This is a genomic window from Streptomyces sp. 7R007 (assembly GCF_054850255.1).
Window position 1 is genome coordinate 112,575 of the sequence record NZ_JBTWMV010000015.1, and the last position, 21,587, is coordinate 134,161.

Below are 21,587 nucleotides of genomic sequence, written 5' to 3' on the forward strand. Positions count from 1 at the left end.
AACGTCCTCGCCGACCGCCGCCGACCGGATGGCGGCGCCGTCACCTCACCACAGGCGACCCCCGTCCGCCCGAGCCGTCAGAACAACCCGTCCTGCACCCCGGCCGCTTCCCCGGACCTGAGCTCCCGCACGGGAGCGGTGACGTCCTCGCCGTCCCGGGCGGCGACGAGGTCCCACCCCGTCATCAGGCGGGTGTCGAGCACGACGACCCCGCGCCCGGTCGCCAGATGCAGGTCGGGCCCGGCTGCGGCCAGCAGCTCGCCGCCCACCGAGGTGCCCGCGGCCAGCTCGCCGACCTCTCCGACGGCGGCCGGCAGCCCCGCCAGGCCGAACACCTCCACATGGTCCACGACCCGGCACGGCTCCCGCCGCAGCGACTCCGGCCAGGCCGGCAGCCCGACGGCTCGCGCGTGCAGGTCCTCGACCTCGGCCGCACGGTCCTTCGCCGACGCCGGCAGCCGGGACCGCACCGCCCGCTTCTCGCCGTACGGAATCCGGTCCGGCACCCGCAGGGCGGCCCGCAGCAGCTCCTCCGTGCGCCGGGCGGCCATCAGCGGACCGAGCCCCAGCCAGCTGAAGCAGACGGCACCCTGCTCAAGCAGCCGCGCTGAGCCCCGCTCCCCGGCCGTGATCCCGACCTTGACCATGCCGGGCCCGAACCAGGCCAGATATACGTGGTACGGCCGCGGGTCGTCGGCGATCGTGTCGGCGGCCACCGAGTGCGCCCGGTCCAGCCGCGCGCACTCCTCGCACCGCGCCCCCGTGCTCCGTGCCGGCACGATCGCCCGTACCGGACACGGATGTCCCCGTGCTCCCACGCATCCCCGCACACCCCCGTCCGCGACCCCGAAGGCCACTCGCTTTTCCCGGGTCAGCGGGCTGTGCCGCCCGCCGTCCCACACCAGCACGGGACCGCCTGCCGCCCACCGCAGCCCCGAGCACCTCCATGCCTGTGCCATCCCTCACGACACTAGACGGCCCCACTGACAACGGCCGTTCACCTGCGGCTTTCCGCAGAGACCGGGGAGGCGGTGACCGCGTCGGCGGCAGCGGAAACGGCCACGTCGGGAACTGCCCGCCTGCGCCCCCGCCCCGCCAGTCGGCACCCCACGCAGCCGGGATGTCCTTCCCGGGCGCTCAGATCCCGCACCCGCCACCCCCACTCCCGCCGATCCCGGCGCCCGGGCGGCTTGCCCCACCCCGCCAGATGCAGGGCCCACGTGACCAGCACGCTCACCGCCACGACCCCGAGCCCGGCGAGCAGCACCGCCGCCGACGCCGTACACACCCCCAGTCCCAGCACCACCGCCCCGAGCGTCGCGATCCCGAAACCGGTCCACCCGGCGACCGTGTGCCCCTCGTCATACTGGTGCGCGCCCATGCGCCCGCCTCCCCGCGGCATCCGACGACAGCAGAATCTCTCACGCCGTAAGAAATTTAGCGCAGAAACCTCTCACGCACTAAGGGAATCAGGGAACTCCGGAATGCAAGCCAAGCCGCGCCCGCCCGCCACCCCGGCCGAGGCCCTCTCCGCGATGGACCACCTCATCGCGACGAGCATGATCGGCCAGCAGGAGATGGCCCAGCAGGTCGGCCTGAGCGTCACCGACCTGACCTGCTTCGGCTATGTCATCGAGGCCGGCGAGAACCTCCTCACCGCCGGCGACCTGGCCGCCCGCGCCCACGTCACGACCGGCGCGGTGACCGGCATCCTCAATCGCCTCGAACGCGCCGGCTACGTCACCCGCCGCCCCGACCCGGCCGACCGCCGCCGCGTCCGCGTGGCCGCGCGGCCGGAGGCGGAGGCACGGGTCCGCGAGGTCTACGAGCCGTACTACGCCCGCCTGACGGAGCTGTTCGCCGACTACTCCCCCGCCGAGATCGCGGTCCTGACGGACTGGTTCCGGCGCGCGAGCGCGCTGGCCGCGGCCTACCTGGAGGAGCACTGCGGTTGAGGCACCGGGGGTGAGCAACCCGCCGGAGGTGGGGTCCGCCACACCCCGGCTCCGGGAGGCGGCTTCATGGCCGCGGCATACGGGCCACGGCATCGTGGAACCCGACGGACCACTCAGGCTCCGGCCCCCTCCGAAAGGAACCCGGCCATGAAGTCACCGCTTTCCCCGCAGGCGTCCGGCGAGGGTGACCTCACCCCGCTGCTCACCGCCTGGGACCTGGCCCACCCGGACCCCGCCGACCCCGAGTGGCGCCACCTCCTGGACGAACTCGCCCACCCGCGCACCACCGAGGCGTTCCACCGCCTGGCCGAAACCGGTGGCGACGCCGTCCCCATGACGCGCCTCACACGAACCTGACGCCACGCCAAACGACAAAGGCCCCGGATCACTCCGGGGCCTCTGATCTGTGCGCACTCGGCAGGATTCGAACCTGCAACCTTCTGATCCGTAGTCAGATGCTCTATCCGTTAAGCTACGAGTGCTTGTTCTGTTTTCTGCCGGTCCTGGTCCTTTCGGGCCGTTCGCGGCGACAGGAAGAACATTACATGACTGCCGCCGCCATGTGAAATCCGTTTGGTCCACCCCTTGTGAGCTGGGAAAACGCCTTCAACGGCGGCGACGAACGACGAAGCCCCGGTCGGGTGGACCGGGGCTTCGGTGATCGTTGCGCGGAGGCGGAGGGATTTGAACCCTCGATGGGCTTTAAGGCCCAAACCGCATTAGCAGTGTGTTGGGGTTCGTCTGGTTATGACGGACCCCGACCTGCCTAGGCGCTCCGCCGCAGGTAGGGCCCGGAATGCCATCCGACGTGGTTGACCCCCGTCGGACGGCGTCCGGGCCTCTTGGTGCCAACGCCGTGCCATCAACAGCGCGGCACCGCGCGCTACTTCGAGGGGTCCGGGCCTGCGGCTTCGTCGCCCTCGTCGGGGCCGGCCAGGACGATGCGCCGCACCTGCTGACGGGTGTAGCCGGTCACCTCGCAGATGTCTTTCTGGGGGAGCTCGTCGGCGTCCGCCTGCCGGATGGCTGCGGCCAGCTCTTTGCGGAGGATGTCCGCCCGCGTCTCGGCTTCCCTGAACCGGCGCGCGATGTGCTCCAGAGATCGCTTGTCCATGACACTCAGTGTTCCATTCGCCATCATGGAACATGACGTTACTCATGATCCGTGGAGATTACTAGGCCAGAACCCTTTGACAGGGAACACGATGTTCCCTAGAGTGGAGTTGTCGGAAGGGAAACCGGACGACAACGCAAGCGGCCCCCGGCGGTGCGTCAACACCGGCCGAGGGCCTGACGGAACACCTTGATCTCACCAAGGAGCCCGCTATGGCACATGCTGCCATCCGTACCGAGCGCCGCACGCACCGCCGTGCTCTTCGCGCCATCGTCCGGGACCGCTCGGCCGCGACTCGTCTCGCCGCCAGCTGCCACCGCCGCCCCCGCTCCCTCGCCACTGTCGCCATCGCGGCCGGCGTCGAGAAGACCACCGCCACCGGCTGTGCGAACGGCCTGCGCACCGTGGCCAAGCGCCTCGGCGTCACCCCGGCCCAGACGGCCCGCACCCGCCGCACCATCGCCGGCGGCCGCACGCACCGCACGCACACCGTCGGCCGGTACACCCTCCGGCAGGTCGCCCGACTCACCGCCGCCTACCGGCCCCGTAAGCCGGAGTACCGCGCCGCAGTCGCCCTGATCGCCGCGTTCGCCGGGGGTGCCGCGTGAACGCCATCACCAAGAACACCAGTTACCCGCTGCCCGGGGCGAGGTCGGGTCACCGCATCGTTCCCGCCACGGTCGGTAAGGCCGGCAGCGAGCAGACCATCTACGTCGAATGCCCCGCGTGGTGCACCGTCGACCACACGAAGCGTGTCGCGTTCGCCGAGGACATCAGCCACGACGGGCAGCGCACGGCGCTGACCCTCACCGGCCAGCACCCGGCGTGGGCGCCGCTGGAGGTGTACCTGTCGTGGTGGCCCTCCAACGGCAAGGGCGAAGAGCGTCCGCTCCTGGCGGTCGACCTCGACAGCGAGGTCGAGACGTACGGGCGTACGGCGGCGCTGGCGATGGCGGACCAGCTGGTCGCGTTCGCCGCCGACGTCCGCCGTCTGGCGCAGGCCCTCCCCGACGACAGGCCTATCCCGATCCGTAGCCAGGCCGACGAGGCGCTGCGCCGCATCCGCGGGGGGCAGGCATGAACACCTACCGCCTCGACGAGCTCATCGCCGCCATCCCGGGCGCCTCGCATGAGGCCATGCAAGCAGCCCTGCCCGACCGGTACAGCCCCGAGCTGGCCGACGAGTTCGCCGCGCACATGATCGCCGAGTTGGAGCGGCGGCGGCCCGTCATCGAGCAGGGGGTGACGGCATGACGCCCGTCCCCGGCAGCGAGGCCCGCGACCTTCGTGACCTCCTGGCCGCTGTTCTTGACGCCCTCACCCTCGACTACGGCGTCGACGACTACGGCGAGCGGCTCAAAGTGCGCGCCGGCCTCGCGAAGATCGTCCTGCGTGACGGCCTCGACGAGGCGGATCGGATCGGATGGAACGCCGACTGGCTTCGCGGGAAGCTGCGCGCCGAGGAGGCCGACGCCGAAGCCAAGGCCGTCCGCCGCTCCGTCGACGCCCAGTTCCCCGTGGTCGCCGCGTTCCTCGCTACCGAGCGGGGTGAGCGCCCGTGAGCAGCGAACCCCGCACCGCCGTCGTCAACGTGTTCGTCACCAGGCCCCTGGAGATCGACGAACCCGACTGGTGCACCGGCCACCCGACCGACGCCCTCGCCCAGTACAAGGTCGACATCACCCACTACGGGCCCGAGCACACCATCCAGGTCAACGGGATCGAGACGCTCAAGGCGATGCTCGCCTCATCGCCGTTCTCCCAGCACTCCCCCGGCCCCGTCCTGTACATCGAAGAGGGCAACCTCACCGGCTCCTACGCCCCCAACGAGGTCGACCAACTCGCTGACGCCCTCGTCGAGACAGCCGACCAGCTACGCGCCCTCGGCCGGCAGCTCGCCGAGATCCTCGCCGGAGGCACGGCGTGAGCAACCTCAACCAGGTCGGCACCTGGGTCCGCCGCGGCTCGCTCGCCGCCGGCATCGCCTTCACCGCGACCGCCGAGTACGAGCTCGCCCGCCGCCTCGGCGCCCAGCCGCCGATCGCAGTCATGCTGCCGCTCGCCCTCGACTGCTACGTGATCGCCGCACTGCGCTGGTTCCGGGCCTTCGACATCGCCCTGTCCCTCGCCCTCATGGGCGCCGCGCAGGTCGCCGCCCACGCCCTTGAAGCGGGCGTCATCAAGGTCAGCCTCGACCTCGTCACCGTCGTCTCCCTGCTCGTCCCGATCAGCCTGTGGCGGACGCACGCGCTCGCCAGGCAGACGCCACGGGACGCCACCCCGCCCGCCACCGTCCCGCCCGTCCCCGAGACTCCGCCGGACGTCCAGCAGGACATCGAGTACACCCTCGACCGGAACGAGCAGCAGGACACCGGTGAGACGCTCGCACTCGGCCCCGGGACGGGCCAGGACACCGAGGACGCTCCCACGCCCCCGCCCGTCCTGCTCACGTCCAAGGACGTCGCCGACCGGTACGGCGTCGATCCCTCCACCGTCCGCTCCTGGGTCGCCAACGGGACGCTCAAGGTCCACGACAAGACGCCCCGCGGCCACAACCTCTTCCACCCCGACGAGCTCCCCCAGGAGGCCCGGTCATGAAATGGATCCTCGCCGGCGTGCTGCTCGGGCTGCTCCTGGTCCTCTGCCCCGAGCTGCTGCTCGCCGCCGCCGCGAACTCGCTCGTCGTCGCCTTCATCCTCGGCTTCGCCCTCCGCCCGGTTATCACCCGCAAGGTCCGGGGGTGGGCGCGATGACCGAGCCCACCCCGCTCGACAAGGCGGAAGCCGCGGTGAGGGAGGCGTCCGCGGACACCGACGTCGTCCGCATCGTCGCCGCCGTCCTCGCCGCCCAGCAGGCCATGCAGGGTCAGCAGCCCGCCGCGCCTGCCTGCCAGCACCAGCACGAGCGCCGGCCTGGCCGCAGCACCGGCGAGTGGCTGGCCATCGGCTGCGCCGTGTGCGTCGGTGGCGTCGGCATCGCCTTCGCCTCGATCGCGATCGCCATCGGCGGGATCTCCGTCGCGATCCTCGCCCTCGTCCTGCGCTCGATGTGGCGCGACTACCAGAAGGGCCGCTGACATGGGCCTCTTCCGCCGCACCGAGACCCCGGACGACGACGACCAGCGCACCCGCCGCCTCATGGACGCAGGTGACACCGCCTTCGATGACGAGGAGTCCGACTTCTCCCGCGTCGTGATGAACGGCCTCGGCTCCGACGTCGCCGCCGACCCGTACCCGCCCGCCGGACACGGCTACCCCCGCCGCGACTGAGGGAGCGCCATGGCCACCACCGGCAAGGTCCGCATCGTCGCGTGCGAGGACGACCCGCGCGCGGCCGGGAAGACCGGCACCGTCATCGACGAGGCCACGCCCGGCAAGCTCACCGCCGGCCGCTACACGGTGAAGGTCGATGCCTTCTGGATCGGCACCGTCCTGTGCCACTCACACGAGATCCGCCCCATCTGACCAGGGAGTACCCCCATGTCCTTCGAGATCCGCAAGCGCCCCAAGCCGCAGTCGAACGGCCACGCCTGCTTCCGCTGCGGGCGGCCCGCCACCCGCTTCATCACCGTCGGCTTCTTCGGTGGCCGCAGGGTCCCCGTCTGCGACAGCAACCGCCACTGACCAGGAGGAACCCCGTGGACATGACCCGCAACCAGGCCATCGGCGAGGCCCGCATGGCTGCCGCCCGCGCCAAGAACCTCGCCGCATACACGGAGAGCGCCGCGCAGAGCGGCGACCCCAACCACTACGCCCGGACTGAGCGGCTCGCCGCGGCCGGCGCCTTGTGGGCCGACACTGCCCGCGCCTACGCCACTCTCGCCCAGGCCCTGCCCGAACCGGCCGAGGCCGACGACGACACGCAGGAGGCCTGACCGATGGCCGACGACCTCAGCTGGTCCGACTTCACTGGCGGCGAGAAGGCCCGCCTGGTCGCCCTGCACGCCCGGATGCTCAAGAGGGGCGTCGCCGGGCCCACGGTCGACCTCAGCGACCTGCAGCGCCGCGTGAAGCGCATCGAGAAGGACGCGCTGCGCCGCAAGACCAAGAAGTGACCACGCCCCGGGGCGGCCGTCCACGGCCAAGCGACCGGCCGCCCCGGGCCTCCCGCAACCCAGCAAGGAGCAGGAAGAGCCAGCATGACAGTCGACCTCGTCAAGGCGTCACCCGACGCCACCGAACCCGCCAAGGACACCACGGACGCGCCCACCGACGACGCGTCCTCCAGTCGTCCCGCCCGCCGCCGCGCCCGCTACCTCCGCCTCGCCCGCGCCGCCCTCGCCGACGAGCGCGTCCGCACGACAAGCCGCGTCGCCGTCCGCCACGCGTCCTACATCGCCGGCGGAAGCCGCGTCGTAGGACGCCGCGTCTGGGACAGCCGCACCGCGTCCCGATACGAGCGCATGATCCGCGCCGCCGAAGCCGCCGGCCTCATGGACGAGGTCAAGGAGTGGGAAGCCCGCGCGCAGACCTACCGGGCCGCCCGGCACCGCCGCCGCATGGACATGATCCGCACCATGATCTACGCCCCCAAGGCCATCGGCTACGCCACCGCCACCGGCACGGGCGTCCTGCTCATGCTCGGCATCCTCCTCGCCTGGGCCAACCACGACGTCCACGACGTCCTCACCCCCATCGCGACCGTCATCGACCTGGTCCGGTGGTGCGCGTTCATCGGCGGCATCGTCTGGGATCCCATGCTGTTCGCCGCCCCGTGGATCGGCCTCGCCGCCGTCTGGGCCGTCGGCCGACACCAGCACACCGCACCCCAGTGGGCGCTCCCCGTCAAGGACCGCGACATGGGCGGCCCCATCACCCCCTCCATCGTGGTCACCGCCTTCCGTGACCTGGGCATCGCCGCCCTGCGCAAGGCGATCGAGGGCATGGGCGACGTCGGCGCCGCCATGCTTTCCCCCATCCGTATCGCCGGGTGCGGTGTCGAGGTCGACGTCACCCTGCCGTCCGGGGTGTCCACGGAAGAGATCCAAAACCGGCGCCGCAAGCTCGCCGAGAACCTCAACCGGCACGAGCACGAGGTATTCATCACCATCCCGCCCGCGCCGCGCACCGTGCGCCTGTGGATCGCCGACAGCGGCGCCCTCGACGAACCCATCGGCGTCTCGCCGCTGATGCTCACCGACGACGTGCAGGCCGACTACTACACGGGCTCTGCACCGTGGGGACAGAACCTGCGCGGCGACCTGGTCGACGTCAGCGTCTTCCAACGGCACATCCTGCTCACCGGCCTGTCCAACCAGGGCAAGACCGCCGCCTTGCGCGCGCTGGCGCTGTGGCTGATGTTCGACGAGACCGTCGACTTCTACATCGCCGACCTCAAGGGCGTCGGCGACTGGCGTGGCTTCCTCGGCCTGGCCCAGGTCCTCATCCAGGGCCCCACCGACGAGCACGTCGCGCAGGCCACCGACATGGTCGAGTGGGGCGTCGAGGAGATGCAAAAGCGCATCGCCCTGCTGGAAGAGTCCGGCGCCACCGACGGCGTCACCCGCGACATGGCGCGCTCCGACCCGCGCTTTAGGCCGATCGTGCTCATCGTCGACGAGGCCCAGGTCGCCTACGGCTGCGGGGCGAAGAGCCCTGACGGTCGCCCGTATGGCGGCAGCAAGGCGACCAGCCGCTACTTCCAGGCCGTCAAGAAGATCCACGACCAGGGCCGTGCCGTGAACGTCACCATCTGGGAGGGCACGCAGGACCCGACGGACGAAAACCTGCCCAAGCGGTCCCGCGAGGGCAACCACATCCGCGGCTCGCTCGTCCTGGGCACGGAGTCGCAGGCGAAGATGGCGCTCGGCGAGGCCCCGGTCGAGGCCGGCGCCGCCCCGCACAAGCTGCGCCGCGACATCGACCGCGGAACCCTGGTCGTCGCCGGCGGCGTGAAGATGGAGCCCGGCCAGGTGTCCGTGACCGTGCGCACCTACTTCATCTCCGGCACGGACGCCGTGACCCTCACAGACCGGGCCAAGGAGCGCAGGCACGGCGTCACCACCGTGCAGAAGCTCAACGTCGAGCGGCCCGTCGACTACCTCACCGACATCTGCGCCGTCCTGGGCCAAGAGGCCCGGGTACGCACGCAGGAGGTGCTGCACCGGCTGCGCACGCGCAACGACGCCGTCTACGCCGACTGGACGTTCGCCGACCTGAAGGCCCAGTTGGAGCCCTGGGGTGCCGAGTCGTACAAGAGCGACGGTGTCATGGTGGTCGCCCGGGACCGTGTCGAGGACGCCATCCTGGCGCGTCTCGAAGCCGCCAACGACGACTCCGACGATCAGGGAGGCGACGAGAACTGAGGGAGTTCTCCCTGACTGCCTCCCTGCCCTGCCTCCCTGTGTTGACCTGCGGATAGTGCGCTCAGGGAGGCGAGGGAGGGCAGGGAGGAACCTGCTGAGGGAAACGGGAAACAGGCGCTTCCGCCACGCCCCTCGTGCCTCCCTCCCTGACACATGATGGGGCCATGGAGTCGCAGATGATCCGGCCCGGCCCCCTCACCGCCCACCAGACCGCCAAAGCCCTCGGCATCGGCCTGCCCGCCGTCCGCAAGCTCGTCCAACGCGGCAAGCTGAGCCGCTCCGGCGGCACCGAACGCAGGCACTGGGAAGACCGAGCGCTACCGCCGGACTGGTGAAACCGTTGAGATCGACGGTGTCTCGCGCATCGTGTTCGAGTAGGACAGCAACGACAAAGGCCCCCGCCTCGGACGTCGAGGACGGGGGCCTCTTGCATGCCCGGCCGCGATGCCCGTCAGGGCCGCGGGCGCACCGTCCGCTGCACCCGGCTGATCACGTTCTGTGCGTCGGCGCCGTACACCGCCGATTCCCTGAGCGTGTTCCACACCCGCTGGTAGGTGGCTACGCTGTCGGCGTCGTCGAGCCAGATCTCCGCATGCCAGTCCTCGGCGATGACGAGCCGGTCGTCCAGGACCCAGAACCCGTTCGCCGTCGGGATCTTCAGCGAAGCGCCGAGCGGGATGATGCCCAACTCCACTGTGTCCATCCCGACCAGGCCCGCGAGGCGGTCAAGCTGCGCGGCCAGGACCGAGGGCGCGCAGATCAGAGCATGGAGAGCCGCCTCCCACACCAGGGCGTGGAAGATGCGGCCGCCCTGGTGCAGCCACTGCTGGCGCAGGATGCGGGTACGGACGGCCTCTTCGGTGTCCCGCACGGAGCCGTACAGGTCGGCGTACCGCACGAACACGGCGCGGGCGTAGTCGGCGGTCTGGAGCATGCCGGGGATGACGGACTCTTCCCACGCGTAGATGGTGCGGGAGCGGTCGACTTCCAGGTTCCACACGTCCTGTACCGGGCGGTGGCCGGCGGCGAGCTGGCGGCGCCAGGATCGGATGTGGGACTCGAAGCCCTTGAGGCGGGCGTTCAGTTCGGCGAAGACGTCGGGCTGGCCGACGGCTGCGGCCCATGCCCGTAGGTCGTCGGAGGTGGCGGTCTGGCGGCCGTTCTCCAGCTTGTAGATCTTTGAGTGGGGCCAGCCGAGGCGTGCGGCGAGCTGGGGGCCGGTGAGCCGTCCGGCGGGCCCGGTCAGCCGAAGGTCACGCAAGCGCGCTCCGAGGGCTTCCCGGGCCTGCTGGTAGTCCGTGCTCACCGGCGGCTTGTCAGGACGTGCGCAGGCCAGCGGCGAACTCGCCGCAGGGGATGGCGTCGTGCATGGCGACGTCGCGGAGCTGGCAGTACCGCAGCACTTCGGCCGGGTCGGTGATGATCTCGACGTCGTGGAACACGTCCTGGTCGTCGAAGTTGAGGCGGGCGACCATCCGACTGTCGAAGATCCAGAAGTCTTCCGCAGGCAGCAGCCGCGCGTCCGCTTCACTGCGGGGCAGGCAGCGGATGTCCTCGCCAGCCGCGGTGTTGCGGGGCGAGTCGGCGAGGAGGAACAGCTGTCCTTCGGTCGGCGGCTCGTCGACGATGCGGACGCGGCCGATCGTCTTCCCGGCGAGGGTCTGCGCGCGGATGTTCCGTGACCAGTCGTCGTCGTAGTCGAGGGTGATGCTGCCAGTCTCGACGAACTCCGCGTAGGTGGGGTCCTCGCGGTCGGAGGCGTAGCCGCGGCGGGTCTCCAGCCTCCAGGCGGTGTGCTCGAAGGTGTGGAAGAGCCGGCCGAACTCGTCCAAGTCGATGATCTTCGGCACGCGGTGCAGCTCCTTGGGGCCGTGGTTGACGAGGAGTTCGGCCGGCACGACCACGGCCGTGTCGCCGGGGCCGAAGTGCTTGAGGCGGGCGAGGTCGTCGGGGTCGGTGAGCGGCCGCCCCTGGACGATGACCTCGCCGGAGTCGACGTCGGTGTGGAGCGCTGGGCAGCCGCCGTTCTTGCTGTCCGTGCCGTTGAAGATGAGCCGTCGTGCCACGGTGCCTCCCTCGGTGTGGGACTGGTCCCCATCAGCATCACCGCAGCGACCAGGCCGATCTACCACCTGCTCACCCCTGTTTGCGACCATCCGAGAACATTCCAGCAGCCAACGAGAACATTCGAGACCACGGCCTCGCAGGTGTCAACACGCCCTCCGTACGGTCCCGTTCATGACCTCGGCACCCGAGATGCACGACGCATCCAACGTCGACCCGTTCACGGCGGCGGAGTCCCTCCGGGCGGCTCTCGACCGAGTCGGCATCGTCCTGCCGTCCCTCGGCGTCGATCCGCAGTCCACCCCGCGACTGCGCCTGGTGGAACTCGGCCGCGTCCGCCCGGACGTCGCGCTGCGGCTCGCGCATGCGCTTCGACAGGAGACGGCCTCGTGAGCCTGCACCCGCCGATGCGGTTCGCCGCGCTCTTCGAGGCCGGGGACGCGTGGCTCGCCGACTGCTCCGCGCACCCGGACCTCGCCCACGCGGCGTGGGACTCCGAGCTCCTTGCCCCGATCGTCACCGGCCGGGACTGGCTTGCGGTCGAGGCCCGCCTCGTCACCACGGTGTACGCCCTCGACCGCATCCCAGCTCGCAAGCGCGGCCCGGTCGTCGCCGACGCACCAGACGACAAGGCGTGGTGGCTCGTACCGCCCGCCGCCGCCGAGGAACTCGCCGACGTCCGCCAGCTCACCGTCCGGCCCGCGGACTGGGTACTGCGCTGCCCGCCGACGGGCTGGCAGATCGACGGCCGGTTCTGGCTGAGCCGCCCCGACGGGTCGGGCCACCTCACTGATCCTGCTGTGCTCGCCGCCGCGTTCGGCCCCGGCGGGCGCCGACACCGTACGGAGACCCCATGACGACCACCCCACCCAGAGCACCGGCCGACGTCGACGAGCCAGACCTCGGCGAACTCCTCGTGCAGTCCGCCACCAGCAACCGCGGACGCGCCGCCGCGCAGGCCCTCGCCGACGAGGGCACCCTCCTCACCCACCCGGGAATCCGCGCCGCCCTCGTCACGAAACGCGACGGCCGCATGGTGGCCCGCTTCGAGGGACTGATGGGGCGCCAATACACCCTGGCCCTGGACGACCAGCAGCGTGCCTTCCTCGGCCTGGTGCTGTCCATGGTCGGCATCGGCCACACCCCGCTGACCGCCGTGGAAGACCTCGACGAGAGGCATCTGCTGATCCTGCAACGCGCCATCGTCTCGCTCGCGGGCAACGACCGCATCGCGCTCCCGTAGACCCCCGCGGCCGGCAGTCCCAGACCCTGGCCGGACGCGGGACGGGTGGCCCGCCCTTGCTCCCCCGCAGGGGTGGGCCACTGCATGAAACGCCCGCCCGTCCACAGCACCCCATGCAACAGTGGACGGGCGGGCCCAAGGACGCTCGTCGCGGTCGACCGTTGGGAAGCGCGCCGACCGCGACGAGCAACACCACGCCGGGTCCCGGCGCCGTACACTTCTGGCAACCCTCACAGCGGCCCGTGCTCCGGCCGCCCCTCGGCCCGCCCTCCTGGTGGCGGGCCGCAGTCGTCTCCGGCTGGTCTGCCCGCGACCTGCAAGAACTCATGGGCTACGCCCGCTGGAGCAACCTCACACCCGCACTGAATCGGGCAGTCGCCAGCGCACGCAACCAGGGACTCGACGTGGACGAGGTTTTTCTGCGATCCCAGAAAAACCCCTCTGAGCAGGGAGGACGCCCCCGCGACGCCCCCGCGACGACGGACGTGACCGCAGTCCTCGGCTACGCCAACGGGCGCGACGCGCTCGCCAGCCTTCCCGAGCGGATGCGGAATACCGTCGCCATCCCCGACGGAAACCGGGGCAACCCCAATCGCGCGATCGTCTCCGAGTTCGGCGTCTACCGCCTGATCATGCGTAGCAACCTCCCGTCCGCCGAGCGGTTCCAGGACTGGCTCGCCGAGGAGGTCATCCCTTCGATCCGCCGCACCGGCTCGTTCGGTGCGCCCGCGCCGGCGCTTCCGGATCTGACGACGCCGCAGGGTGTGCTGGCGTTGGCGGAGCAGTTCAAGCAGACGGCGGAGCAGCTCGTGGAGGCGGATGCCCGGATCAAGGAGTTGGAGCCGAAGGCTCTGGTCCACGACATGCTGTTGGCGGCGCAGGAGGGTGACCTGCTGGTGCGGCAGGCGGCGAAGGCGCTGGGCTGGCCAGCGCTGCGGTCTCCTGCTTCCGATCCCGTTTGGACGAGGTGCTCTGCTCTCCTCCAGCCCTGGAGGAGAGCTGTCCGTGTCGGGCGTGGCCGCCTGCAATCTGGCCTTCAGCGAGCCGGGCGGCCGCCTCAGGCCGCTTCATCTCCTCAATCCGAGCTGCGATGGCGAGCCGCTCAGAGACGGTCATGTCCCTGCGGCACGTGTTCTCATCCCGCTCGGCCTTGCGACCGTCACCGTGACGGTCGCAACCGGACGGGGAGACTCACCGCCATGGTGGCGGTCCATCCCCGCTGGCCTGCCTTTTCCGCGGCGCCGCGAAGAAGGTACGCGTCAGTCCCGACCTGTCCCCGACAAAGGGTCCGCACTGGTGCGGACCCCTGACCGCGCGGGGAGCCGGTCTTACCCTCGCCGACGTCGACGCCTGAACCGCCGCGGCGGTACCGGAGGGGTCGGGTGTCCGTCGGGCCAGCGGATCATCTCCGGCTGGTCGCGTTCCTTGATGGCCGCCAGTTCAGCGCCGATACGGCGAGGCACGCGCGGCTCCGACCACTGGTGCATGTCATCGCACTTCAAGACCGACGGAGCGTCGCTGAAGTCCTGAGTGTCGATGACCAACGTCAAGTCCTCATGCTGCGCGCAGACCGGACACACGATCGGTACGCCGCCCTTGTACAGGGGCGGCATGACCAGTTCGGCGATGACGTTCACAGGCTGCTCCCGTGCACGCGCTGCAGGGCCTCAAGGTCGGCGAGTAGCCCCGGCTCGGCCTCGAAGACCTCCGCCAGCAGCAGCGCCGCAAGACGCCGCGGCAGCCCCGCCTCGGGCCACGTGTGACCGCCCGGGCACGTGATGTACGACGGTTCGCCGCTGTGGTCGCCGAGGTCCATCGCAACGACCAGGCGCTCCGTCTCCCGGCAGGTGGGGCACTCGATGACGCAGCCCGAGGTGTGGTCGACGAACGGGCCGGGCATCGGCCAGCGCAGGACGGGTGTGGCACTCATCAGGCACGCTCCCTGTTCCACTTCCGCAGGGCTTCGTTCATGTAGCCCGGCAGGGCGTTGGCCAGGCGCTTCATGGCCTGCGGGTTGGTCAGGTCCATGTTCCCGGTGACGTTGACCTCGAAGTGCTCGATGGTCACCGAGCCGGAGCTACCGCCGCCCTGCTGCATCAGGCGATCGAACGTCGCGGTCTGCTCCGGCGACAGCACGCGCTCGGGCTTCCTGGTCTGCTTGACCACCATCGTGGCGCCGTCCGCCAGCAGTCCCCCGGAGTCGTACTTTGCGGCCGGCGCGAAGCCCCACCGGCTGGTGAACAGCGGGTCGTTGTAGCCGCGGGCACCCTTGCCGACGACGACGCCGGCACCGCCGCGCGATTCGACGTTCACCCCGGCGATCGTGCCCGCGGTGTGGCCCACCCCGGCATTGGTGATGCCGATCATGAAGGGGGAGTTGAGGTTGCGTACCCACCCGGACGGGCCCGAGTTCCCGACGAATGAACCAGTTGCCCACCGGCGGTGCGGCTTCTCCCCGCGGATCACCGACTCGATCGCGCTCATGAACCCGGAGCAGTCCCAGCTCGGGTTGCCGTTGCCCGCCCACTGGTAGGGCAGTCCGGCTTGCGTCTTCGCCCACGCCAGCGCCTTCTGCACTGCCGGGCCACCGACGGCCTTCTTGTCCTCGTTGCCGAACCAGGCGAGCATCCCGTCGACGGCCTTGTTCGCCATGCCCTTGAGGAGGCCGCCCACGCCGCCGCCAGGGATCTGGTCGATGAGGGGCCGCACCAGCGCGGACAGGGCCTTCTGCGCGGCCGTCTTCAGTCCGCCGATGACGAGGTCTTTCGCCCAGTCGGCGACTCCACCGACGGCGTTGCCGATCGCGGAGGTGACGGTGCCGACGATGCCGCCCGACGCGAAGTGCTGTGTCGCGCCTTGGTAGCGGCGGCGTTCTTCCTGCCGTGAGGGGTTCCCGCCGGTCTTCGTGGGGTGGTCGCGGCCGAGCATGGCATCGATGCCGCGGTGGCCGCCGAGGCGGGCGACCTGCTGCTTGGACAGGATACGTTCGCCGGGGGTGAGCATGGCGGGCACGGTGTCGCTGTTGCCGGAGCCGGGTACGACGCCGCCCTTGTTGAAGCCGAGGGAGATCGCCGGAAGGGTGATCTTCGAGGAGATCTTGCCTGCGATGGTGTTCCACATCTTCCGCAGGCCCTGGTTGTAGACGTGGGAGATGACCCATTTCACGGGGGTGGCCATCTTGCTGGTGATGCCGGAGAACAGGGTGCCGGTGCCGTCACGCAGGGCCTTGACCGCGTTCAGCATCCACGTCTTGAACTCGCCCAGCTTGCTGCGGAGGGTCGACAGGCCGGACGACAGTTTCGACGTGGCGGCGCTCCATAGCGACGACCACGTGTTGGTGAACGACGTCTTCAGCCCGGACACCCAGTTCACGACCGATGTCTTCGCGCCGGTGAGCGCCTTCCACAATCCGGACCAGAAGCCGTCCCACTTCGAGCGGGCCGCATTCCACAGCTTGTTCCAGGTGTCGACGACCCACGTCTTCAGCGAGTTGAAGATCTCTTTCGTCTTCGTCCACAACTGCGTGAACCACGAGATGATCGCCTTGACCAGGTCGGGGATGATCGAATGTCCCACGAGCGTGTCGTACAGCCACTGGAACCCGTCGACGATCCAATGCACGACCTTCGTCACGGCATCCGTGAACGTCGTCAACCACCCGATCACCGTCGTAACCGCCGGGACGAGGATGTTGATTGCCCCGGTCAGGACGGTGGTGAGGATGCCCGCGAGGCCGACGATGAGCGGCATCAGCGGGGTGATCACCTGTAGGGCCAGGTCGAGCAGTGCCGTGGCCAGTTGTGCCAGCGGGGGGATCAGCGGCAGCAGTGCCGGATACAACTGCGCGAACATCGGCGCGATCTGCGCGAACAGGCCGGCGAACTGCTGCACCACCGGCACGAGCGCTGTGATCACTGGCGTGAGGAACTGCACCAGCGCCGTGACCAGGACCTTCAGGTTGTCGGCGAAGAGCTTGATGAACGGCGAGAGGGCCGTGACGATCGCGCCGAGCAGGTCACCGATCGGCTTCAGTAGCGGCATGACCGCCTGGACCAGGTTGATGAGCAGGTCCCCGACGTCGGCCAGGACCGGCATCAGCGCGGTGATGATCGGGCCCAGCGCCTTGCCGAGGCCGTCCAAGAGCTGACCGACCACCGGGCCGAGCCGCTCGGCGAGCTGGGTGACGAACGGCGCCAATTGCGCCAGCAGCGGCAGCACCGCCTGAATCGCCTGGCCGACCGCACCCGCAATCAGCTTCCCGATCTCCGACAGCGCTTGGAAGATCGAGGTCAGTGCCTGCTGCACGCCGGGCATGGCAGTGATGCGGCGCAGCTCGGAGAAGACCGAGCCGAGCATGCCGAGGGCGTCACCGCCCGCCGCGCCCGCGGCCTTGAAGATGTTGCCGATCGTGCCCGCGATATCGCCGATCAGGTGGCCGAACTGCTTGGCGATGTCCAGCGCGCCATCGATGGCGTCCTGCAAGGCCCCCGAGGTGAAGGCGTCGGAGAGCTTCTGCGAGATGCTGTCCGCTGCCCCGGCCGCCGCGGTGGTCAGTCGCGTGAACGCGGGCGATGCGGCGATGGACAACTGCGTGAGGCCAGTGATGAACTGGCCGGGGATCCGGGCCAGCGGCTGCAGGCCGGCGTTGAGCCCGTCGAACATCTGCCGCAGCAGACCTGTGCGGCCGAGGTTGGTGACCGCGTCCGCCGCGTTCTTGGCCATGGTGTTGAGCACTCCGGCCGTGCCAGTCAGGCCGGCCCTGAGCGACGGCAGGATGGCCGTGCTCATGGTCGTGAACTTCTGCCCGAGGCCCTGGAACAGCGTGTTTTGGACGTCGAGCTTCAAGGCCCGCCAGGCGGCTGCCTGAGCGATGACCGCGTTCACGAACTCACGGGCGTTGGGAGCGAGCTTGGCGAGCGCGTCGGCGGTCTTGCTGGTGGCCGCGGCGCCCGCTGTCTGCGCGTCGGTCAGGGCCCGGGCGGCGTCGGCTACGCCCTGCTGCGCGTCGGCGATGTCCCGTGCCCCGTCCCGGGCTGCTTTCGCTGCGGCGGCCTGCGCGTCGGCGACGGCCCGCTGGGCGTCGGCAACCCTCTGGGCGCCGTCCTGAGCGGTGCGGGCCTGCTCGGTCTCGGCGTCCTTCAGCGCGCGTGTTTTGTCGGCGACCTGCTCGTTCGCGTCGCTGATCTTCTGCTTGGCGTCGATGACGGTCTTCGATCCTTCGACGCCCGCCTTGTTGGCGTCGGTGGTCTGCTGCTGGAGACGCTCCGTCTCTGTCTGCTGTTCCTGAAGGTTCTGCTTGGCCTTGTCGTACTGGAGTTGCGCCTTGTCGATCTCCTCCTGCGAGGCAGCCGACCCCTTCGCTTTCACCGCGTCGAGGTTTTGCTGCGCGTCCTGCAGGTCCAGCACGGCCTGCCGCTGGTCGAGTTGTGCGTCGGCGAGCCGGTTGTTGAGGTCCTGCAGGTCCTCTGCTGCCTGCTTGCGGGCGTCGTTGAGGTCGAGTTGCGCCTGTCGTGCATCGCGCTGGGCGTCGGCGAGGTCGCGTTCCGCCTGTTCGACTTCCTCCGCCGCGCGCCGGTTGGAGTCCGCAACGTCCTGCACCGTGCTCTTCAGCGACCGCTGCGCGTCCTCGATCTGCCGGGCGGCCTGTACGCGCGCCTCGGCGGCCCTCTCCTCGGCGTCCTTCACGCTCTGCTGGGCCTTGGCGAGGGAGCGCTGCGCGTCCTCGACACGGCGGGTGGCGGAGGTGGCTGCGTTGCCCGACGACACGGCGGGCGCGAACGCGGCCTTGAAGGCGTTACCGATGCCGGAGGTGCCGAGTTTGATGGCGGCGAATGCGGCGCCGAGGCTGAGTACCGCGGGTACGGCGACAGCGGCGGCCGGGCCCATGGCGGCGATGGACTGGGCGAGGGACACGGTCGTGGGGAGGGCCGAGCCGGCGATGGCGGCCCACTTCGCACCGAGCTTGATCAGGTTGGTGAACCATCCGACGATGCCGTCACCGCCTCCGCCTCCGCTGCCGGCGAAGCCCGACAGGTTGGCGCGGATGTGCATGGTGCGGTCGCGGGTGAGGAGAGCGAGGCGGGCCGCCGCGGCCGTGGTGTCTGCGTCGGCCTGGATGGTTACCGAGCGGCGTCGGGTGAGGTTGGCCAGGCTTGCGGCCCCCACCCGGGTATCGACGTCGGCGTCGATGCGGACCTGCCGCCGCCGGATCAGGTTGCTGATCTCGTTCGCTGCTACGCGGGTGTCGACGCTCGCGCGGATGTTCACGACCCGGTCCGCGGTCAGCCGGTCCAGCTTCGCCATCGCGATCCGGTACGCGGCTTCGCTGATCTTGGGGACGATGGAGACCTCAACGTCCTTCAGCCGCAGCCGGGCCAGGGCTGTTTCGTCGAGGTTGAGGCGGACGCCGAGGGTACGCTCGCGCAGGAACCGGTCCAGCTTCGCGGTGGCGTCGCGGTCGTCGAGGTCGAGCCCGACCCTGACCGTGTTCCGCCTGCTCTTCAGGCGGTCCATGGCACGGTCGTAGTTCGACTCGTCGGCCGTGACCTCGACGTAACCCTCCGCGATGCGAAATGAGCCAGCCATCAGACAGCCACCGCCTTCGGCCGGTCATCGGCGAGTAGCGCATCGAGGCTGACGCCGAGCGCGTCGGCGACGGCGTCTGCGACCGGGATGGGCGGCTGCACGCGGCCCTGCTCCCAGCGGTACACGGACCACTCGGACTTCCCGACACGGGCGGCGAGTTGTGCGGCAGACAGGCCACGGCGGGCGCGTTCGGCGCGCAGGCGGGGACCGGAGAAGGAACGCATCGTGGGGACCCCTGGCGGGCGTGAGGGCTGGCGGGAACAGACGAACCGCGCGCGGGCCCGAGTGACCCGCCCGTCCTGCCCTGGCGTTCCCATCACGGTCTGCTGGCCGCGCGGTCCCATCACCCGCTGGCCGTCGCCTGGCTCCGCAGCACCTCGTCCGTGGACATCCGTCCGGGGCGACCATCACGGTCGTGGACTACGGCTGCGGTGTTCTCGGTCGTCCAACTGGAACCATACTCCAGACGACCTACGATTCGAAGACAGAGATTGACTCTTGCCTTCGAATCGATATCGCCGCGATCGTGTGCGGCATGGCATCCACCCCTTCGCCGCGCTGGGCTGTCCTGCCGTCCGGACTCGGCGCCATGCTCCACACAGCCCGCCTCGACGCAGGCCTCTCCCGCGACGCTCTCGCCCACGCCATCGGCGCATCCGCCCACACCGTGGGCTGCCTCGAACGGGAGCGCCGCCCGCCCTCCGAGGAAGTCGCCGAGAGGCTTTGTACGGCGCTCTCGCTGGACGCATGGCGCTCCGCTGTCCTCTTGGCGTCCGCGGTCGACACGGCACAGCTGAGGACGCGCCGCGGTGTACGCCACGTCAACCGGCGGGGCACACCGCCACCGCTCGCCGTCCGGGAACGGATCACCGCCGAGCGGGCCGCCGGCCGCAGTTGGGCGGCCATCGCCCGCGGGCTCAACACCGACGGCGTGCCGACTGCAGAGCGGGGCCAGTGGTGGGCGTCATCCGTCAGCCGTGCCGCCGTCGCCCAACCCCCGTTGTCAGTGCCACCTCCTACCCTTGCCCGGCAGGACCAACGAAAGGTGCCGGATGCCCAGCGTTGAACGGAAGTGCCGACGGTGCGGCCAAAGATGCCGCCGCGGATGGCTGCGCGTACACGAGCAGGGGACCGTCAAGGCGCCAGGCGCCAACCTGTCCACCGACGACGAGACCGTCTACTGCTCCGAACGCTGCCTGCGTACCAGCCTGCTCAACGCGGCCGGCAACATGCAGCTGATCGTCGACCAGCAGCGCGAGATCGACCGGCTGCGCGAGGGCAGGCGCACACAGCGCGAGGATGAAGACTGGCGAGACTCAGAGGCGCTCGAACTGCGGCAGCTACTCAACCGCATCATCGACCAGGCCGAGCCGCTGGCGAACATCGACCCGCGGGCCGCCAGCCCCGAGGACCTTGAGCGGCTGAGGATCGCCGCCAACAACATCCTGCGCCTGGCCGCGCCGTACATCCGTCTGCGCCAGGGCGGCTGAAGACTGCCGGACGCGACTGCGCCCGGCCACCATCGCGGTGACCGGGCGCAATTCTGCGGGGGGCTGAATATCAGGCCGCGTCGTCTCCGTCCTGCGAGCTGCGGCCGTACCACTCGGCCGTCGCCATCCCCGCGGGCTTCGCCGACTGCTTCGGCTCCGTCAGCCGGGCAGCGTGAAGCTCCGCCGTCGGCGTCGTGTTCACCTCGATCTCCTCCGGATCGGGCTGCCCCAACGCGCGGGCCGCATGCCGCTCGGCCGACGTGGCCTTCCTGGTGCGGGTCTTGCGCTCCATCAGCCCTCCCCGCCGTCCAGGGCCAGCGGGCTCGCCACACCCTTCAGCGTCTCGGCGATCAGCTGCAGCTGCATCACGGCCTTCGATCGCCGCCGATCGGCCGGGAACCCGACGCCCACCGGGTTGTCGAACTGCTGGGCATGGTCGGCCATCAGCTGCAGCGCCGCCTCGGCCTCGCCGAGCGCACGGGCCAGCTTCGCCGCTCCGTAGGCGTAGCCCTCAAGGTGCGTCTCACGGTCCGCCCGGGTCGTCGACGACGCCCGGTCGTACACGTCGTGCACCGCACCCCGCAGCGCCTCGGCCGCGTCCCGCCGGGCCGCCGGCGTCTTGGCCTGACGCTCCTTCTCCGCCGCCGCCTCCATGGCGTTCAGCACCTCCAGCGTCTTGGCCGGAACGCGCGAACGGTCACGCGGAAGGCGGAACTCGTGCGTACGGTCTCCGGGCACGCACGCCGACACGATCACGCCGTTGAAGTCGATGGACATGGGTTTCTCCTTGGTGACGATGGTTCTTTCGGGATCCCGAAAGAACGTCTTGGGC

34 protein-coding genes and 1 tRNA gene are annotated in these 21,587 nt (G+C 70.2%); 23 read left to right on the forward strand and 12 right to left on the reverse strand.

What is annotated here, in order from left to right; translation table 11 throughout:
* Window positions 1-77: 77 nt before the first annotated feature.
* The gene (locus ACYF6T_RS21175; protein ID WP_461698349.1) at window positions 78-959 is read right to left on the reverse strand and encodes a DUF2797 domain-containing protein; all 882 of its coding nucleotides are present in this window, start codon (window positions 957-959) and stop codon (window positions 78-80) included.
* Window positions 960-997: 38 nt separating this feature from the next.
* On the reverse strand, window positions 998-1,381 hold the full coding sequence (locus ACYF6T_RS21180; RefSeq protein ID WP_461698350.1) for an HGxxPAAW family protein: 384 nt from the start codon (window positions 1,379-1,381) through the stop codon (window positions 998-1,000).
* Window positions 1,382-1,484: 103 nt separating this feature from the next.
* Between ACYF6T_RS21180 and ACYF6T_RS21185 the strand changes: the two genes are divergently transcribed.
* Together ACYF6T_RS21185 and ACYF6T_RS21190 are read left to right on the forward strand one after the other, a co-directional pair.
* On the forward strand, window positions 1,485-1,955 hold the full coding sequence (locus ACYF6T_RS21185) for a MarR family winged helix-turn-helix transcriptional regulator (RefSeq protein ID WP_461698351.1): 471 nt from the start codon (window positions 1,485-1,487) through the stop codon (window positions 1,953-1,955).
* 147 nt (window positions 1,956-2,102) lie between these two features.
* Complete coding sequence (locus tag ACYF6T_RS21190; protein ID WP_461698352.1) at window positions 2,103-2,312, forward strand: hypothetical protein; 210 nt, start codon at window positions 2,103-2,105, stop codon at window positions 2,310-2,312.
* A gap of 52 nt (window positions 2,313-2,364) precedes the next feature.
* Here the strand turns inward: ACYF6T_RS21190 and ACYF6T_RS21195 are convergent.
* Both ACYF6T_RS21195 and ACYF6T_RS21200 read right to left on the reverse strand, forming a co-directional pair.
* A tRNA-Arg gene (locus ACYF6T_RS21195) sits at window positions 2,365-2,437 on the reverse strand.
* Between the two features lie 401 nt (window positions 2,438-2,838).
* A complete protein-coding gene (locus ACYF6T_RS21200) occupies window positions 2,839-3,069 on the reverse strand; it encodes a hypothetical protein (protein ID WP_461698353.1) in 231 nt (76 codons plus the stop codon).
* A 212-nt stretch (window positions 3,070-3,281) separates the two neighbouring features.
* Here ACYF6T_RS21200 and ACYF6T_RS21205 point away from each other — a divergent pair, with 212 nt between their 5' ends.
* The 15 genes from ACYF6T_RS21205 to ACYF6T_RS21275 all read left to right on the forward strand — a co-directional run bounded on the left by ACYF6T_RS21205 (window position 3,282) and on the right by ACYF6T_RS21275 (window position 9,708).
* Window positions 3,282-3,677, forward strand: a complete 396-nt coding sequence (locus ACYF6T_RS21205) for a hypothetical protein (RefSeq protein ID WP_461698354.1) — start codon at window positions 3,282-3,284, stop codon at window positions 3,675-3,677.
* Window positions 3,674-4,150 carry a DUF6907 domain-containing protein gene (locus tag ACYF6T_RS21210; protein ID WP_461698355.1) on the forward strand — a complete coding sequence of 159 codons (477 nt, stop codon included), beginning with the start codon at window positions 3,674-3,676 and terminating at the stop codon, window positions 4,148-4,150. The genes ACYF6T_RS21205 and ACYF6T_RS21210 overlap by 4 nt, the downstream gene beginning before the upstream one ends.
* On the forward strand, window positions 4,147-4,323 hold the full coding sequence (locus tag ACYF6T_RS21215; RefSeq protein WP_461698356.1) for a hypothetical protein: 177 nt from the start codon (window positions 4,147-4,149) through the stop codon (window positions 4,321-4,323). Before ACYF6T_RS21210 ends, ACYF6T_RS21215 begins: the two co-directional genes overlap by 4 nt.
* The gene (locus ACYF6T_RS21220) at window positions 4,320-4,631 is read left to right on the forward strand and encodes a hypothetical protein (protein ID WP_461698357.1); all 312 of its coding nucleotides are present in this window, start codon (window positions 4,320-4,322) and stop codon (window positions 4,629-4,631) included. The genes ACYF6T_RS21215 and ACYF6T_RS21220 overlap by 4 nt, the downstream gene beginning before the upstream one ends.
* The gene (locus tag ACYF6T_RS21225; RefSeq protein WP_461698358.1) at window positions 4,628-4,996 is read left to right on the forward strand and encodes a DUF6907 domain-containing protein; all 369 of its coding nucleotides are present in this window, start codon (window positions 4,628-4,630) and stop codon (window positions 4,994-4,996) included. Before ACYF6T_RS21220 ends, ACYF6T_RS21225 begins: the two co-directional genes overlap by 4 nt.
* Window positions 4,993-5,667: a helix-turn-helix domain-containing protein gene (locus tag ACYF6T_RS21230; RefSeq protein ID WP_461698359.1), complete on the forward strand. Its 675-nt coding sequence runs from the start codon at window positions 4,993-4,995 to the stop codon at window positions 5,665-5,667. Before ACYF6T_RS21225 ends, ACYF6T_RS21230 begins: the two co-directional genes overlap by 4 nt.
* A complete protein-coding gene (locus ACYF6T_RS21235) occupies window positions 5,664-5,822 on the forward strand; it encodes a hypothetical protein (RefSeq protein ID WP_461698360.1) in 159 nt (52 codons plus the stop codon). The genes ACYF6T_RS21230 and ACYF6T_RS21235 overlap by 4 nt, the downstream gene beginning before the upstream one ends.
* A complete protein-coding gene (locus tag ACYF6T_RS21240) occupies window positions 5,819-6,145 on the forward strand; it encodes a hypothetical protein (RefSeq protein WP_461698361.1) in 327 nt (108 codons plus the stop codon). Before ACYF6T_RS21235 ends, ACYF6T_RS21240 begins: the two co-directional genes overlap by 4 nt.
* 1 nt (window position 6,146) lies before the next feature.
* A complete protein-coding gene (locus tag ACYF6T_RS21245) occupies window positions 6,147-6,338 on the forward strand; it encodes a hypothetical protein (protein WP_461698362.1) in 192 nt (63 codons plus the stop codon).
* Between the two features lie 9 nt (window positions 6,339-6,347).
* A complete protein-coding gene (locus ACYF6T_RS21250; protein WP_461698363.1) occupies window positions 6,348-6,533 on the forward strand; it encodes a hypothetical protein in 186 nt (61 codons plus the stop codon).
* A 15-nt stretch (window positions 6,534-6,548) separates the two neighbouring features.
* Window positions 6,549-6,692 carry a hypothetical protein gene (locus ACYF6T_RS21255; RefSeq protein WP_461698364.1) on the forward strand — a complete coding sequence of 48 codons (144 nt, stop codon included), beginning with the start codon at window positions 6,549-6,551 and terminating at the stop codon, window positions 6,690-6,692.
* A 20-nt stretch (window positions 6,693-6,712) separates the two neighbouring features.
* Window positions 6,713-6,943, forward strand: a complete 231-nt coding sequence (locus tag ACYF6T_RS21260) for a hypothetical protein (protein ID WP_461698365.1) — start codon at window positions 6,713-6,715, stop codon at window positions 6,941-6,943.
* Between the two features lie 3 nt (window positions 6,944-6,946).
* Window positions 6,947-7,123: a DUF6257 family protein gene (locus ACYF6T_RS21265; RefSeq protein WP_461698366.1), complete on the forward strand. Its 177-nt coding sequence runs from the start codon at window positions 6,947-6,949 to the stop codon at window positions 7,121-7,123.
* 84 nt (window positions 7,124-7,207) lie between these two features.
* Entirely contained in the window at window positions 7,208-9,373 is a 2,166-nt protein-coding gene (locus ACYF6T_RS21270) for an FtsK/SpoIIIE domain-containing protein (protein ID WP_461698367.1), read from the forward strand.
* A gap of 164 nt (window positions 9,374-9,537) precedes the next feature.
* Window positions 9,538-9,708, forward strand: a complete 171-nt coding sequence (locus ACYF6T_RS21275; RefSeq protein WP_461698368.1) for a hypothetical protein — start codon at window positions 9,538-9,540, stop codon at window positions 9,706-9,708.
* A 116-nt stretch (window positions 9,709-9,824) separates the two neighbouring features.
* On the opposite strand, the gene ACYF6T_RS21280 is transcribed toward ACYF6T_RS21275, so the two are convergent.
* The gene (locus ACYF6T_RS21280; protein ID WP_461698369.1) at window positions 9,825-10,679 is read right to left on the reverse strand and encodes a helix-turn-helix domain-containing protein; all 855 of its coding nucleotides are present in this window, start codon (window positions 10,677-10,679) and stop codon (window positions 9,825-9,827) included.
* Between the two features lie 10 nt (window positions 10,680-10,689).
* The gene (locus ACYF6T_RS21285; protein WP_461698370.1) at window positions 10,690-11,439 is read right to left on the reverse strand and encodes a DUF6879 family protein; all 750 of its coding nucleotides are present in this window, start codon (window positions 11,437-11,439) and stop codon (window positions 10,690-10,692) included.
* Between the two features lie 172 nt (window positions 11,440-11,611).
* Between ACYF6T_RS21285 and ACYF6T_RS21290 the strand changes: the two genes are divergently transcribed.
* The 4 genes from ACYF6T_RS21290 to ACYF6T_RS21305 all read left to right on the forward strand — a co-directional run bounded on the left by ACYF6T_RS21290 (window position 11,612) and on the right by ACYF6T_RS21305 (window position 13,990).
* On the forward strand, window positions 11,612-11,830 hold the full coding sequence (locus tag ACYF6T_RS21290; RefSeq protein ID WP_461698371.1) for a hypothetical protein: 219 nt from the start codon (window positions 11,612-11,614) through the stop codon (window positions 11,828-11,830).
* A gap of 14 nt (window positions 11,831-11,844) precedes the next feature.
* Window positions 11,845-12,294: a hypothetical protein gene (locus tag ACYF6T_RS21295; protein WP_461698460.1), complete on the forward strand. Its 450-nt coding sequence runs from the start codon at window positions 11,845-11,847 to the stop codon at window positions 12,292-12,294.
* Window positions 12,291-12,680, forward strand: coding sequence for a hypothetical protein (locus ACYF6T_RS21300; protein WP_461698372.1), 390 nt, complete (start codon window positions 12,291-12,293; stop codon window positions 12,678-12,680). The genes ACYF6T_RS21295 and ACYF6T_RS21300 overlap by 4 nt, the downstream gene beginning before the upstream one ends.
* A 326-nt stretch (window positions 12,681-13,006) precedes the next feature.
* Entirely contained in the window at window positions 13,007-13,990 is a 984-nt protein-coding gene (locus ACYF6T_RS21305; protein WP_461698373.1) for a BRO-N domain-containing protein, read from the forward strand.
* A gap of 18 nt (window positions 13,991-14,008) precedes the next feature.
* Here the strand turns inward: ACYF6T_RS21305 and ACYF6T_RS21310 are convergent, their stop codons facing one another.
* The 4 genes from ACYF6T_RS21310 to ACYF6T_RS21325 all read right to left on the reverse strand — a co-directional run bounded on the left by ACYF6T_RS21310 (window position 14,009) and on the right by ACYF6T_RS21325 (window position 19,489).
* Window positions 14,009-14,317, reverse strand: a complete 309-nt coding sequence (locus ACYF6T_RS21310) for a hypothetical protein (protein WP_461698374.1) — start codon at window positions 14,315-14,317, stop codon at window positions 14,009-14,011.
* Window positions 14,314-14,610 (reverse strand): hypothetical protein, encoded by a 297-nt coding sequence (locus ACYF6T_RS21315; RefSeq protein ID WP_461698375.1) that lies wholly within the window; start codon window positions 14,608-14,610, stop codon window positions 14,314-14,316. The genes ACYF6T_RS21310 and ACYF6T_RS21315 overlap by 4 nt, the downstream gene beginning before the upstream one ends.
* On the reverse strand, window positions 14,610-19,193 hold the full coding sequence (locus ACYF6T_RS21320; RefSeq protein ID WP_461698376.1) for a hypothetical protein: 4,584 nt from the start codon (window positions 19,191-19,193) through the stop codon (window positions 14,610-14,612). Before ACYF6T_RS21320 ends, ACYF6T_RS21315 begins: the two co-directional genes overlap by 1 nt.
* A 71-nt stretch (window positions 19,194-19,264) precedes the next feature.
* Window positions 19,265-19,489, reverse strand: a complete 225-nt coding sequence (locus ACYF6T_RS21325) for a helix-turn-helix transcriptional regulator (RefSeq protein WP_461698377.1) — start codon at window positions 19,487-19,489, stop codon at window positions 19,265-19,267.
* A 365-nt stretch (window positions 19,490-19,854) separates the two neighbouring features.
* On the opposite strand from ACYF6T_RS21325, the gene ACYF6T_RS21330 reads away from it, so the two are divergent.
* Complete coding sequence (locus ACYF6T_RS21330; RefSeq protein ID WP_461698461.1) at window positions 19,855-20,331, forward strand: helix-turn-helix domain-containing protein; 477 nt, start codon at window positions 19,855-19,857, stop codon at window positions 20,329-20,331.
* On the forward strand, window positions 20,318-20,755 hold the full coding sequence (locus ACYF6T_RS21335; protein WP_461698378.1) for a hypothetical protein: 438 nt from the start codon (window positions 20,318-20,320) through the stop codon (window positions 20,753-20,755). The genes ACYF6T_RS21330 and ACYF6T_RS21335 overlap by 14 nt, the downstream gene beginning before the upstream one ends.
* 70 nt (window positions 20,756-20,825) lie before the next feature.
* Here the strand turns inward: ACYF6T_RS21335 and ACYF6T_RS21340 are convergent, their stop codons facing one another.
* A complete protein-coding gene (locus ACYF6T_RS21340) occupies window positions 20,826-21,047 on the reverse strand; it encodes a hypothetical protein (RefSeq protein ID WP_461698379.1) in 222 nt (73 codons plus the stop codon).
* Entirely contained in the window at window positions 21,047-21,532 is a 486-nt protein-coding gene (locus tag ACYF6T_RS21345) for a hypothetical protein (RefSeq protein ID WP_461698380.1), read from the reverse strand. Before ACYF6T_RS21345 ends, ACYF6T_RS21340 begins: the two co-directional genes overlap by 1 nt.
* Window positions 21,533-21,587 lie beyond the last annotated feature (55 nt).